The organism is Paenibacillus sp. FSL R7-0272, from assembly GCF_037969905.1.
Classification (GTDB): Bacteria; Bacillota; Bacilli; order Paenibacillales; family Paenibacillaceae; genus Paenibacillus; species Paenibacillus polysaccharolyticus.
Map to the genome: position 1 here is coordinate 1014519 of NZ_CP150221.1, position 13991 is coordinate 1028509.

Consider the following 13991-nt stretch of genomic DNA (forward strand, 5'->3'; position numbering starts at 1 on the left):
AATTAAAAAAGGTTAGGCAGCTTCAAGCTGTCGTCTGTATCTTGCAGGCGGCAGCTTGTTTAAGTTCCATTGGCCTCGATAATGATTGTAGTAGATCATGTAGCTCTTTACTTCTTGCTTAACCTCCTCCAGAGTCATGCATGTTTTAAAATTGGTTTCATCTTTAAAATGCCCAAAGAAGGATTCTTGTGGAGCGTTGTCCCAACAGTTTCCTCGCCGTGACATGGATTGATTGAACCCCATTTGTTTCACAAGCTTTTGGAACTTGGGGCTTGTATAGTGAAATCCTTGATCCGAATGAATCAAGGCATCCGAAGTCAGATGCCTATGCTTTTTGAGTTGTTTCAACGACTCCATTGCAATGTCCAATCCAAGGGAAGCGGAGACTTCATAGGCTAATATTTCATTCGTCTCGGCATCTTTAATCGTTGATAGATAGGCTCGTTTGCTTATCCCATAAGTTAAGTACGTAATGTCGGTTAAGAGAACCTTGCCTGCAATTCCTGGCTTAAAGGCTCGCTTTAACAGGTTGGGACAGGTTCGATGCTCTTGCGTCGCTTTAGCCATACGACGTGCTGGATTTGCTTTTCGAATGGGACAAACGATGTTGTACTTCTGCATGATCCGACGAATGCGCTTAAGATTGTATATGACGTTATACTCAAGTGCGAGCGTCATTTTAATTTGACGTGCGCCTTTGTTCCTCCTACGGTAATGGTAGGCTTTCAGGATGATCGCTTTCACCTTATGGTCGTCCTGTTCCTGCTTTTGACGATGTAGCCTGGCGCTTTCACTACAATAGCGGTAGTAGCCTGAGCGTGAAACACCAGCAATAGCACAAAGAACATGCACCTTGCCTTGGAAAGAGCAGGTATGCATCATCTGTTGAATCAGTTCGAATTTTTGTCGTGTACGGAGTTGGATTTTTTTCTTCTCATCTGCCTTTCGAGGTGATCGAGCTTTTTTAAGAATTCATTCTCCGCTTCAAGCCATTTCATTTTTGCTTCCAAACGGGCATATTTTTCTTCAAGACTTAATTCACGGTTTAGAGGACGGCCTGAAGCGTGTTTTCTACCATCCGTTAATCCAGCAGATCCTTGTTCCTGAAATGCCGTACGCCACCGATTGGAAGCCTTTTGAATCCGGGTTGCACCCAAAACGTCAATGGGGAAGCCAGCTTCCTGAAAGATTTCACTGGGAAGCGTACCTTGACTATGTTGTTGAATAAATCGTTCTTTGAATGCATCCGTGTATGTAATCGCTTTAGCACTAACATTTCTTACATAGGGATTTCTTCTCAACTGATCTTGCTCTTGCATTGTAAAGTGTTTTTTTGACATTTGCTTGACCACCGCTCGTTTTTTATTCATTGTACACAAAAAAGACCCTACAAGATGACCTTTTTTAAGTGTCCATCTTATAGGGTACATTTTAATGGCGGGTTCTCCTTTTTATATTGCGGATTAGACATATATTTGCTAGAATACAGAACGAATGTTCAGTATATAAGAATGGAGTGAAGTGAGTGAGTTTGAATAAAAAGCAGCTCCAGTCCGAGCAGACCAAGAAAAAACTTGCGGATGCATCCAAAGCCCTTTTTGTACAAAAAGGATATAAAGCAACGTCTATTGAGGACATCGTCGCGGCGACTGGAAGTAGCAAGGGAAATATATATTATCATTTCAAAAGCAAAGAAGGGCTCTTCCTCTATCTCATTGATGAATGGGATCGGGAGTGGGAAGCGAGCTGGAAGTCAAAAGTGCATCTGTATCACACTTCCACCGAGAAAATCTATGGCCTGGCGGAACAGCTCATTATGGATGATATCAACCATCCTTTAACAAAAGCGGCTGATGAGTTCTTCACTGGAGAGAAAAAAGAGAATGATATTGAAGAACGAATCGCAGTATTGTTTGAACGGCACATCCAATTCAATAAGCAGCTGATTCAAGAAGGAATAGACAGCGGGGAGTTCAATGATCAGAATGTAGAGCATCTTGCGTTGATTTTGGAAAGTACCATTATTGGGCTTAGCCAAATGTCACGGAAGCTCGAACCGAGCGAGGCTCTTGCGTTGTATCGTCAGGCCGCCAGTGTATTTCTGCACGGGATTGCCAAGGATAAACAGCATAATTAGACAACGATGGAGGATGGAATCATGGCTTTACTGACACGTAACAGGGGCGCGTTGCTGCTGTTGATGTTGAATATTTTTCTCGTATTTATGGGTATTGGTCTGGTTGTGCCGATCATGCCTGCTTACATGAACTTGCTTCATATTACGGGCTTTACGATGGGACTTCTGTTCGCGGCGTTCTCTTTCACACAGTTTTTGTTCTCTCCAGCAGCAGGTCGTTGGTCAGACCAGTGGGGACGCAAAAAGATTATCGTATTCGGGATGCTGATCTTTGCGGTATCAGAATTTATGTTCGGTGCGGTGAATGCGCCTTATCTGCTCTTCGCAGCCCGAATGCTGGGCGGTATTGGCGCGGCGTTGATCTTTCCTGCGGTTATGGCCTATACGGCTGATATCACAACGGAAGAAGAACGCGGTAAAGGCATGGGGCTTATTAATGCAGCGATCACAACAGGTTTTATCATCGGGCCAGGGATCGGCGGTTATATTGCCGAGTTCGGCATACGGGTTCCTTTTTATGCGGCAGGGGTTGCGGGTTTGCTGGCTGCAATCATTACACTGATTATCTTGCCTGAATCCGAGCGGAGCGCGAGTGAGCAGACTACACCTGAAACTAGCGGGGCAAAAGTAAAGGCACCAGGTATGGTATCTCAGCTTATCAATTCTTACCGGGAACCTTACTTTTTCAGTCTAATCATCGTATTTGTCATGGCTTTTGGTTTGGCTAACTACGAGACGGTATTCTCCCTGTTTGTGGATCACAAGTTTGGTTTCACGACCAAAGATATTGCGTTTATCATTACATTTGGTTCCATTGCTGGAGCAGTTGTGCAAGTATCCCTGATTGGCTGGTTGCTGAACACATTTGGGGAAAAGAAGGTTATTACGGTATGTTTGCTGTTTGTCTCCGTATTCGTATTACTAACCTTATTCGTTCACACGTACTGGTTAATCGTTGTTGTAACGTTTATCGTCTTCTTGGGAATGGATATTTTACGCCCTGCAATCAGTACGCAGATGTCCAAGCTCGCTGAAGAACAACAGGGGTTTGTGGCTGGGCTGAATTCCGCTTATACAAGTCTGGGCAACATCGCTGGACCCATCGTAGCTGGAGCGTTGTTTGATGTGAATATTAACTATCCGTATGTATCGGCTGCGGCGGTGCTTGGCATCTGTTTCTTATTATCCTTACGTGTGCTAAGAAGTGTTAAATCGGTACAAGAGCCAAAGGTTCAAGTGTAATTCTTCTAAATATAAAACGTGAACACTTCAAGTTTGGTATAATAAGAAATGCTGGAAGTGAACCACATGGGCTGAGTTACATTGGAACATTACCGAGGAAGATCATTTTTAGACATAGACAGGATTAATGGAGTGATAACATGAGCAAAGCAAAAGGTAAGGGCGGCACAGGCCGCGGAACAGGCAAGAAAGGCTGGAATCGCTGGCAGGCCAGTGCTAACCGAGCGAAGAGTGCTCCAAAGCCTTATAAAAGCAAGGGAACCAAGAATAAGGAAAGCGCCGAGTCTGCTACGGATAAGTCCTAGTAAACGGACATGTGAAGAGGCAGAGTTGTATCAGGTGCGTAGTTTGTCAGAGAAACAGCAGTTTTTGGATGTGGTATTCATATCTGAAGAACTGTTGTTTTTTTATGAAGGCATAAGGGAAGGGGGATTAATGGATCAGACATTTAAAAAAGTTCTAAATATATAGAGAGGTAAATATTAAGGTGCACTGCTTTGTTTAGTTCTTAAGGTAAGCAGCTGGTATCATAAGGCAATGTGACTTTAAAAACAAAGTGTTTTTATATTGAATAAACAACACCTCAAAATTCAATCCTAAATATGGAAAATTAAATTTAATAAATAATGCTTTACATGTGGTGGCGATACATGGTATATTCTTATTCCGGCCAAGAAAACACAGCTTACACGGTGCGGCAAGCAAATGAAAACAAGCTTCGAAAGAAACTTGAAAAAAGAGCTTGCAAAGTTGGTTCGGACATGATATTATATAAGAGTTGCTGAAACGAATTGGTTTCGGTAGCGAGAACAAGTTTGATCTTTGAAAACTGAACAACGAGTGAGTAAACATTCTGCTTGCAGAATGAACAAATGAGATTTTTAATCTCGTCAGATTCAAAATGAGCTTATCGCTCTTTTCAATACCCCGATGAGTTTCACGGCGTTTAACGACGCTGCGACATTCATCTTTATTGGAGAGTTTGATCCTGGCTCAGGACGAACGCTGGCGGCATGCCTAATACATGCAAGTCGAGCGGAGTTGATGGAAAGCTTGCTTTCCAGATACTTAGCGGCGGACGGGTGAGTAACACGTAGGCAACCTGCCCTCAAGCTTGGGACAACTACCGGAAACGGTAGCTAATACCGAATACTTGTTTTCTTCGCCTGAAGGGAACTGGAAAGACGGAGCAATCTGTCACTTGGGGATGGGCCTGCGGCGCATTAGCTAGTTGGTGAGGTAACGGCTCACCAAGGCGACGATGCGTAGCCGACCTGAGAGGGTGATCGGCCACACTGGGACTGAGACACGGCCCAGACTCCTACGGGAGGCAGCAGTAGGGAATCTTCCGCAATGGGCGAAAGCCTGACGGAGCAATGCCGCGTGAGTGATGAAGGTTTTCGGATCGTAAAGCTCTGTTGCCAGGGAAGAACGCTTGGGAGAGTAACTGCTCTCAAGGTGACGGTACCTGAGAAGAAAGCCCCGGCTAACTACGTGCCAGCAGCCGCGGTAATACGTAGGGGGCAAGCGTTGTCCGGAATTATTGGGCGTAAAGCGCGCGCAGGCGGTCATGTAAGTCTGGTGTTTAATCCCGGGGCTCAACCCCGGATCGCACTGGAAACTGCGTGACTTGAGTGCAGAAGAGGAGAGTGGAATTCCACGTGTAGCGGTGAAATGCGTAGAGATGTGGAGGAACACCAGTGGCGAAGGCGACTCTCTGGGCTGTAACTGACGCTGAGGCGCGAAAGCGTGGGGAGCAAACAGGATTAGATACCCTGGTAGTCCACGCCGTAAACGATGAGTGCTAGGTGTTAGGGGTTTCGATACCCTTGGTGCCGAAGTTAACACATTAAGCACTCCGCCTGGGGAGTACGGTCGCAAGACTGAAACTCAAAGGAATTGACGGGGACCCGCACAAGCAGTGGAGTATGTGGTTTAATTCGAAGCAACGCGAAGAACCTTACCAGGTCTTGACATCCAACTAACGAGGCAGAGATGCGTTAGGTGCCCTTCGGGGAAAGTTGAGACAGGTGGTGCATGGTTGTCGTCAGCTCGTGTCGTGAGATGTTGGGTTAAGTCCCGCAACGAGCGCAACCCTTATATTTAGTTGCCAGCACTTCGGGTGGGCACTCTAGATAGACTGCCGGTGACAAACCGGAGGAAGGTGGGGATGACGTCAAATCATCATGCCCCTTATGACCTGGGCTACACACGTACTACAATGGCCGGTACAACGGGCTGCGAAATCGCGAGATGGAGCCAATCCCAACAAAGCCGGTCTCAGTTCGGATTGCAGGCTGCAACTCGCCTGCATGAAGTCGGAATTGCTAGTAATCGCGGATCAGCATGCCGCGGTGAATACGTTCCCGGGTCTTGTACACACCGCCCGTCACACCACGAGAGTTTATAACACCCGAAGTCGGTGGGGTAACCGCAAGGAGCCAGCCGCCGAAGGTGGGATAGATGATTGGGGTGAAGTCGTAACAAGGTAGCCGTATCGGAAGGTGCGGCTGGATCACCTCCTTTCTATGGAGAATCGTCTTCTGCAATGAAGACATTCAAATCTAAAATCTAGCCAGGTCGGCTAGTTACTCACTCGTTGCTCAGTTTTGAGAGCTCAAACTCTCAAAACTTCTCGTTTGTTCGACCGACACATCCGTGAACGGCCCGAACGAAACGATTTGTTCTTTGAAAACTAGATATCGAAACGAAACAAACGCGAATTAGAACATTCCTTTAAGCTGATCTTGTGTAAACAAGTGAAGTGTTTTATAAGGTAGATTGCTGGAGCGAGTGATCGAAATGGAACGACTTTTGGCTTTGCGTAAGCAAACCAAGGGAAGTGACAGCTCGAACACGAGCGCAATGGTTAAGCTACTAAGAGCACACGGAGGATGCCTAGGCGCTAGGAGCCGATGAAGGACGTGGCGAACAACGAAACTGCCTCGGGGAGCTGTAAGCAAGCTTTGATCCGGGGATGTCCGAATGGGGAAACCCAGCTGGGGTAATATCCAGTTACTCATAACTGAATACATAGGTTATGTAGAGGCATACCAAGGGAACTGAAACATCTAAGTACCTTGAGGAAGAGAAAACAATAGTGATTCCGTCAGTAGCGGCGAGCGAACGCGGAGAAGCCCAAACCAAAGAGCTTGCTCTTTGGGGTTGTGGGACGTCTCACATGGAGTTACAAAGGAGTCAGTTAAACGAAGAGGTCTGGAAAGGCCCGCCAAAGAAGGTAAAAGCCCTGTAATTGAAAGTTGATTCTCTCCGAGACGGATCCCGAGTAGTGCGGGGCACGTGAAACCCCGTATGAATCCGGCAGGACCATCTGCCAAGGCTAAATACTTCCTAGCGACCGATAGTGAAGCAGTACCGTGAGGGAAAGGTGAAAAGCACCCCGGAAGGGGAGTGAAATAGAACCTGAAACCGTGTGCTTACAAAAAGTCAGAGCCCGTTTTAGGGGTGATGGCGTGCCTTTTGTAGAATGAACCGGCGAGTTACGTTCCCGTGCAAGGTTAAGGTGAAGAGCCGGAGCCGCAGCGAAAGCGAGTCTGAATAGGGCGACTTAGTACGTGGACGTAGACCCGAAACCGGGTGATCTACCCCTGTCCAGGGTGAAGGTGCGGTAACACGCACTGGAGGCCCGAACCCACGCATGTTGAAAAATGCGGGGATGAGGTGGGGGTAGCGGAGAAATTCCAATCGAACTCGGAGATAGCTGGTTCTCCCCGAAATAGCTTTAGGGCTAGCCTCGGAAAACAGAGTCGTGGAGGTAGAGCACTGATTGGGTGCGGGGCCCGCAAGGGTTACCAAGCTCAGTCAAACTCCGAATGCCATAGACTTACTTCCGGGAGTCAGACAGTGAGTGCTAAGATCCATTGTCAAAAGGGAAACAGCCCAGACCATCAGCTAAGGTCCCCAAGTGTGTGTTAAGTGGGAAAGGATGTGGAGTTGCACAGACAACCAGGATGTTGGCTTAGAAGCAGCCACCATTGAAAGAGTGCGTAATAGCTCACTGGTCGAGTGACTCTGCGCCGAAAATGTAACGGGGCTAAACACACCACCGAAGCTATGGCTTGATGCTTTGCATCAGGGGTAGGGGAGCGTTGTATAAGGGTTGAAGGTGTACCGTAAGGAGCGCTGGACATTATACAAGTGAGAATGCCGGTATGAGTAACGAAAAGATCAGTGAGAATCTGATCCGCCGAAAGCCTAAGGGTTCCTGAGGAAGGCTCGTCCGCTCAGGGTAAGTCGGGACCTAAGGCGAGGCCGAAAGGCGTAGTCGAAGGACAACAGGTCGAAATTCCTGTACCACCGTAAATCGTTACGAGCGATGGGGGGACGCAGTAGGGTAGTGACGCAGACTGATGGATGTCTGTCCAAGCAGTAAGGCTGGTTAGTAGGCAAATCCGCTAACCGTAAGGCTGAGCTGTGATGGGGAGTGAAAATTACAGTAGCGAAGGTCATGATCTCACACTGCCAAGAAAAGCCTCTAGCCAGATGAAGGTGCCCGTACCGCAAACCGACACAGGTAGGCGAGAAGAGAATTCTAAGGCGCGCGGAAGAACTCTCGTTAAGGAACTCGGCAAAATGACCCCGTAACTTCGGGAGAAGGGGTGCCCCGGTAGTGTGAATAGCACGAGGGGGCCGCAGTGAAAAGGCCCAAGCGACTGTTTAGCAAAAACACAGGTCTGTGCGAAGCCGTAAGGCGAAGTATACGGGCTGACGCCTGCCCGGTGCTGGAAGGTTAAGGGGAGTGGTTAGGGAGTAATCCCGAAGCTGTGAACCGAAGCCCCAGTAAACGGCGGCCGTAACTATAACGGTCCTAAGGTAGCGAAATTCCTTGTCAGGTAAATTCTGACCCGCACGAATGGCGTAACGACTTGGGCGCTGTCTCAACGAGAGATCCGGTGAAATTTTAATACCTGTGAAGATGCAGGTTACCCGCGACAAGACGGAAAGACCCCATGGAGCTTTACTGCAGCTTGATATTGAATTTGGGTACGATCTGTACAGGATAGGTGGGAGCCTTTGAAGCGTGAGCGCCAGCTTGCGTGGAGGCACCGTTGGGATACCACCCTGATCGTATCTAGGTTCTAACCTGGTACCGTAATCCGGTGCGGGGACAGTGTCAGGTGGGCAGTTTGACTGGGGCGGTCGCCTCCTAAAGAGTAACGGAGGCGCCCAAAGGTTCCCTCAGAATGGTTGGAAATCATTCGAAGAGTGCAAAGGCATAAGGGAGCTTGACTGCGAGACCTACAAGTCGAGCAGGGACGAAAGTCGGGCTTAGTGATCCGGTGGTACCGCATGGAAGGGCCATCGCTCAACGGATAAAAGCTACCCTGGGGATAACAGGCTTATCTCCCCCAAGAGTCCACATCGACGGGGAGGTTTGGCACCTCGATGTCGGCTCATCGCATCCTGGGGCTGAAGTAGGTCCCAAGGGTTGGGCTGTTCGCCCATTAAAGCGGTACGCGAGCTGGGTTCAGAACGTCGTGAGACAGTTCGGTCCCTATCTGTCGTGGGCGTAGGAAATTTGAGAGGAGCTGTCCTTAGTACGAGAGGACCGGGATGGACGTACCGCTGGTGTACCAGTTGTTCCGCCAGGAGCACCGCTGGGTAGCTATGTACGGACGGGATAAGCGCTGAAAGCATCTAAGCGTGAAGCCCCCCTCAAGATGAGATTTCCCAGTATGTAAGACCCCTTGAAGACGACGAGGTAGATAGGCTGGGGGTGGAAGTGCAGCAATGCATGGAGCTGACCAGTACTAATCGGTCGAGGGCTTATCCAATATGCAAGTTTTAAATCGCGTGCGTTTCGTTTCGAATCTAGTTTTCAGAGAACAACACTCTGAATGATATGGAAAGAAGTTAAACTTCGATCCAATCGCGTTTGGTGGCGATGGCGGAGGGGTTCCACACGTACCCATCCCGAACACGACCGTTAAGCCCTCTAGCGCCGATGGTACTTGGACCGCAGGGTCCTGGGAGAGTAGGACGCCGCCAAGCAAAGCAAAGACACACTTGATGAAAATCAGGTGTGTTTTTTTGTGTGGACGATTAAACCTAAGCTAAGTGAGAAAGCAGTTTCAGTTATGATACGAAACAAGTCTGATAAAACATCCTGATTTTGACTTGTTTTATACATAAAATACTGTCTTTCCATTGTGCCAAGCTGTGATACAATAGGTGAGGTCTATATAGAAACGGAACACGCATAATTACGAGGAGGAACCGTAACACCATGAAATCAGCCCCGTTTATAGCTGTTGAAGGTCCGATTGGAGCGGGGAAAACAACGTTAGCTACGATGCTTTCCCAAGAATTGAATCTCCCATTGGTTAAAGAAATTGTCGAGGAGAATCCATTTTTGGCCTCCTTTTATCAAGATATCGACGAGTGGAGCTTCCAACTCGAAATGTTTTTTCTGTGTAACCGATTTAAGCAACTAGAAGATACAGGCGCACAATTTATTAAACAGAACAGCCCAGTCGTTTCGGATTATCATATTTATAAAAATTTGATCTTCGCTGAACGTACCTTAAAAGGAACGAAGCGGGATAAATACCGCCAAATCTATCATCTGTTAACGGATGACCTGCCCAAACCCAATCTGGTGCTCTACATTGAAGCTGAGCTGGATACATTGATGTACCGGATTAATAAGCGCGGGCGTTCCTTTGAGCAGGATATGGACCCTGCGTATATGGAGCAGTTAATTGCCGACTACAAAACAGGGATGGAGTATTTGGCCAATGGAACGAATCCGCCAGTCATTCTCAAGATTGATGCAGAGCAACTTGACTTTGTGGAACATCCTGAGGACTTCAGACAGATTGTTAATCAAGTAAAGGAGCTTATCATATGAATAACTATGGCATTCCAGCGAATGCATTAATTACAGTAGCAGGAACGGTAGGGGTGGGGAAATCCACACTGACGGCGGCACTTGCAGATCGATTGAATTTCAAAACGTCGCTTGAGCAGGTTGATCATAATCCGTATTTGGAAAAGTTTTACCATGACTTTGAACGCTGGAGTTTTCATCTGCAGATTTATTTCCTCGCTGAACGTTTTAAAGAACAGAAAAAGATTTTTGAATTGGGCGGTGGTTTTGTACAGGATCGCTCCATCTATGAGGATACGGGCATCTTTGCACAGATGCATGCCGATCAGGGCACGATGTCTGCTACCGACTTTGAGACGTATAGTAGCTTGTTTGAAGCGATGGTCATGACGCCTTATTTTCCACACCCGGATGTTCTGATCTATCTGGAAGGCAGTTTACCATCGATTCTGAACCGGATTAACGAACGTGGTCGTGAAATGGAGATTCAGACAGATCGCTCGTATTGGGAGCACATGCATGAGCGCTATTCCGTATGGATTAACCGGTTTACAGCTTGCCCAGTACTGCGCTTGAACATTGATGAATATGATGTGCATGATTCGGCTTCAGTCGATGCTATTCTGGAGCAGATTGCAGCTGTTATTAAGCCTTCCAAAGAAGCGCAGGTATAATTTAAATATATTTATCCTATATAGGACAAGGAATAGGGGAAAATAGACATCTCTTTTACAGTGATACAGGCTGTGGAAGGGGTGTCTTTTTTTGTTTTTTATATAAGTTAATCTAAAAAAAGGATTTAGTTGATCAAGCTTTATTGGAATATGTATGTATAGAGCTATTAAAATACAGAAAAATGTTGAAATTTGAAGCTTTTTGTGGTTTTATAGGGAAGGTGAATTCTGGAAATATAGTATAAGCATGACTCAGGAGGGAAAGACATTGTGGAAGAAAAGCAAGGAGTAAAGATTGGAATGCCGATTATCGGTGGTTTGATTGCTGCCATACTGGGAGGTGTGGTGTGGGCTGCGATTGCAGCTATGACGGAGTATGAGGTTGGACTTATTGCGATACTGGTTGGCGTGCTTTGCGGGTACGCTGTCGTGTTGTTCTCAAACAAAAAAATCGCAACGGTGCACAAGATTATTGCTGTTGTTTTCGCGATGGTGGGTATCTTGCTTGGTAAATACTTGACGGTGGTTTATTTTACATCTGAATTATTTACCGATGTGAGCATGTTGACTCTGGTATTTGACGGAGAAATGATTAGTGCGTTTGCAGAAACAATTAAAGAATACTTTAGCGAGCCTACAGACTGGTTGTTCATCGTTTTGGCAATTGTATCTGCTTGGCAAATTCCAGGCCGGATGGCGAAAACAAGCATGGCATCAGAAGCATCGACCTCGGATCAAGCACCAAGAGCGTAAGCAAAACATGAAGTTCTCGGAGTGGACATCAACATCAGGATGATTCACATTGCGGCCGGGATTTCGATCGAGGGATCGGTGGAGATTATCAAAAGGACGTAACGCCTCAGGGGTTACGTCCTTTTTGATGTTATTGATTCTGATCGGCAAATACAGCCATGGCATGACACATGAATTGTGCCAGTCCCTCACCAAACTGATCGATATTCTTGGTGAAGCGTTCATCGTCTACGTACATCTGACCAAGTCCTTTGAAGGCTTCTGGGGAATAGTTCCCGATTTCATTCAGGTAAATGTACCATTGTTTAATCTCGCCCTGTACTTCGGCAGATTCGGGTGCTGTGTGGCGAATGGCTGCTAATCGTCTGAAGATATCATTCATCTGATTAGAAAGTTCTTTTTGTTTGTCAGCAGGCTGGTCATTTAATTTCTGGTTTGCCTCATTGACGGCGTTATCACCCCAGCGCTCGCGTGCTTCCTGTTCGTACGGATTTTGACTAAAATCAAAGCCCTGAAATTGTTCTTTAGGGGTCATTTCAATCTCTCCTCTCAGATGTAGTACGGTTTTATCGATGGTGGTAATCATTTGATCCAGACGCTGGCGTTTTTCCAGCAAAATGAGTTTGTGCATATGCAATGCTTCCTCCGCATCAAAGGCGGGGTCATCTAAAATGTTTTTGATTTCTTTTAGCGAGAAGCCGAGTTCTTTGAAAAATAAAATCTGCTGAAGTCGTTCCAGATTGGCATCCGAATACATTCGATATCCGGCATCAGTGACCTCATCTGGAACAAGTAGCCCGATCTCGTCATAGTGATGCAGTGTGCGCACACTGATTGAAGCCAGTTCGGAGACTTCTTTTACTTTCATGGCCATGGGTGAAACCTCCTTACACCATGAATTGTACAATGTCACGTTACGTAAGAGTCAATAAGTTAATGATGTGAAAAAGGAGGATCATAGGAATTCAAAGCAAAGCTTGAGAAAAATAAGGTTTTTCTTCGTTAACAAGCTTAAGTACCTTTAATGCTGTATGCAAAACCCCTGCTCATTTCTGTAAGCTTATCAAAGATAGCAAATGAATATTTGAGCTATCCAAAATACAGAACAAAGGGGCTTTCAATGTGATTTCAAACGAGATGGATTCCATTAAAGAAGACATATATGCCAAAAAACAAGGTCTTCCATGGGTTGCTTTGCTGGCGTTAGCTATGGCAGGATTTATCTGCATACTTACTGAAAGCCTGCCTGCTGGACTACTCCCTCAGATTGCCATGGGTCTTGGCGTAACGCAGGCCAAAGCCGGACAACTGGTTACGTTGTATGCTGCAGGCTCTCTGGCAGCGGCAATTCCACTGACTGTGGCAACTCGCGGGTGGAGACGTAGACCTCTTTTGCTGCTATGTATTATAGGCTTTCTCTTATTTAACACGGTGACTGCCTTATCTTCGGTATATGTTATAACGTTGATTGCACGTTTTTGTGCAGGAGTAGCAGCGGGGGTGCTATGGGGAATGACCGCTGGATATGCAAGTCGGATGGTGCCAGAGTCATTAAAAGGAAAAGCTATAGCCGTTGCTATGGCAGGTACACCTTTGGCATTAGCGCTTGGTGTTCCGATCGGTACTTTTTTTGGAACGTATGTAAGCTGGCGTTTAATCTTTGGAACGATATCTATATTGACGCTCGCGCTTATTGTATGGGTGTTCTGGAAAGTTCCAGATTATGAAGGCGAGGTCAAGCAGAATCAACTCTCACTGCATAAAATCCTGTTTCTTCCTGGAATACGGCCTATTTTATTTGTGGTGCTTGCCTGGGTGTTAGCTCATAATATTTTGTATACTTACATTTCTCCTTTTCTGGAAAATACAGCACTGGCCCATAGAGTTGATCTGATTTTACTCCTATTTGGCGTAACTTCAGTGATGGGTATTTGGATTATTGGACTGCTGATTGATCGCTACTTAAGGATACTGGTGCTATTAAGTGTTGCGATATTTGCTTTTGCCTCAGCGGCGATGGCAATCTGGAGCAATCAGCCGGCTGTTATCATTATAGGGGTGATTGCATGGGGATTGACCTTTGGCGGAGCGGCAACGTTACTCCAAACAGCTATTGCACATGCAGGAGGCCGCAGTGCCGATATCGCCCAATCGATGTTGGTAACGGCATGGAATCTAGGGATCGGTGCGGGAGGTATGGTTGGTGCTATCCTGCTTCATTGGAGCGGAGCTAGATTCCTGCCGGGTTCCTTGGTGATATTGTTGTTTGTCGCTCTTCTCATCACGTTGTGCTCTAAAAAACACGGATTTCCTAGTTCACCTTGAAATGGTGATA

9 protein-coding genes and 3 rRNA genes are annotated in these 13991 nt (G+C 46.6%); 10 read left to right on the top strand and 2 right to left on the bottom strand.

Annotated features, from left to right (window positions below; translation table 11 throughout):
- Positions 1-12: 12 nt before the first annotated feature.
- Positions 13-1340, bottom strand: a protein-coding gene (locus tag MKY23_RS04385) for an IS3 family transposase (RefSeq protein WP_260511209.1) whose coding sequence is annotated in 2 segments (ribosomal slippage) — positions 13-971 and positions 971-1340 — 1329 coding nt in all. Because the reading frame shifts where the segments join, the coding sequence is not laid out codon by codon here.
- A 191-nt stretch (positions 1341-1531) separates the two neighbouring features.
- Here MKY23_RS04385 and MKY23_RS04390 point away from each other — a divergent pair.
- The 9 genes from MKY23_RS04390 to MKY23_RS04430 all read left to right on the top strand — a co-directional run bounded on the left by MKY23_RS04390 (position 1532) and on the right by MKY23_RS04430 (position 11656).
- Complete coding sequence (locus MKY23_RS04390; RefSeq protein WP_253500333.1) at positions 1532-2137, top strand: TetR/AcrR family transcriptional regulator; 606 nt, start codon at positions 1532-1534, stop codon at positions 2135-2137.
- A gap of 21 nt (positions 2138-2158) precedes the next feature.
- Entirely contained in the window at positions 2159-3379 is a 1221-nt protein-coding gene (locus MKY23_RS04395; protein WP_090923097.1) for an MFS transporter, read from the top strand.
- 140 nt (positions 3380-3519) lie between these two features.
- Positions 3520-3684 (top strand): DUF3934 family protein, encoded by a 165-nt coding sequence (locus MKY23_RS04400; protein WP_339835632.1) that lies wholly within the window; start codon positions 3520-3522, stop codon positions 3682-3684.
- 665 nt (positions 3685-4349) lie between these two features.
- Positions 4350-5905, top strand: a 16S ribosomal RNA gene (locus tag MKY23_RS04405).
- A gap of 341 nt (positions 5906-6246) precedes the next feature.
- Positions 6247-9174 (top strand): 23S ribosomal RNA (locus MKY23_RS04410).
- 100 nt (positions 9175-9274) lie between these two features.
- Positions 9275-9391: ribosomal RNA gene (rrf, locus tag MKY23_RS04415) — 5S ribosomal RNA — on the top strand.
- Together the 16S, 23S and 5S rRNA genes form the textbook arrangement of a ribosomal RNA operon.
- A 235-nt stretch (positions 9392-9626) precedes the next feature.
- Positions 9627-10250, top strand: a complete 624-nt coding sequence (locus tag MKY23_RS04420; RefSeq protein WP_090917349.1) for a deoxynucleoside kinase — start codon at positions 9627-9629, stop codon at positions 10248-10250.
- On the top strand, positions 10247-10903 hold the full coding sequence (locus MKY23_RS04425) for a deoxynucleoside kinase (RefSeq protein WP_090917351.1): 657 nt from the start codon (positions 10247-10249) through the stop codon (positions 10901-10903). Before MKY23_RS04420 ends, MKY23_RS04425 begins: the two co-directional genes overlap by 4 nt.
- Positions 10904-11173: 270 nt before the next feature.
- Positions 11174-11656 (top strand): hypothetical protein, encoded by a 483-nt coding sequence (locus MKY23_RS04430; protein ID WP_154960193.1) that lies wholly within the window; start codon positions 11174-11176, stop codon positions 11654-11656.
- A gap of 130 nt (positions 11657-11786) precedes the next feature.
- On the opposite strand, the gene MKY23_RS04435 is transcribed toward MKY23_RS04430, so the two are convergent.
- Positions 11787-12530: a MerR family transcriptional regulator gene (locus MKY23_RS04435; RefSeq protein WP_154985534.1), complete on the bottom strand. Its 744-nt coding sequence runs from the start codon at positions 12528-12530 to the stop codon at positions 11787-11789.
- 263 nt (positions 12531-12793) lie between these two features.
- Between MKY23_RS04435 and MKY23_RS04440 the strand changes: the two genes are divergently transcribed.
- Complete coding sequence (locus MKY23_RS04440) at positions 12794-13981, top strand: MFS transporter (RefSeq protein WP_339835637.1); 1188 nt, start codon at positions 12794-12796, stop codon at positions 13979-13981.
- Positions 13982-13991: the final 10 nt, after the last annotated feature.

Excerpts from the sequence above, each read along its gene's own strand:
- MKY23_RS04440 (WP_339835637.1), top strand. The coding sequence starts at position 12,794 with ATGGATTCCATTAAAGAAGACATATATGCCAAAAAACAAGGTCTTCCA.
- MKY23_RS04425 (WP_090917351.1), top strand. The coding sequence starts at position 10,247 with ATGAATAACTATGGCATTCCAGCGAATGCATTAATTACAGTAGCAGGA.
- MKY23_RS04435 (WP_154985534.1), bottom strand. The coding sequence starts at position 12,530 with ATGGCCATGAAAGTAAAAGAAGTCTCCGAACTGGCTTCAATCAGTGTG.
- MKY23_RS04400 (WP_339835632.1), top strand. The coding sequence starts at position 3,520 with ATGAGCAAAGCAAAAGGTAAGGGCGGCACAGGCCGCGGAACAGGCAAG.
- MKY23_RS04420 (WP_090917349.1), top strand. The coding sequence starts at position 9,627 with ATGAAATCAGCCCCGTTTATAGCTGTTGAAGGTCCGATTGGAGCGGGG.
- MKY23_RS04395 (WP_090923097.1), top strand. The coding sequence starts at position 2,159 with ATGGCTTTACTGACACGTAACAGGGGCGCGTTGCTGCTGTTGATGTTG.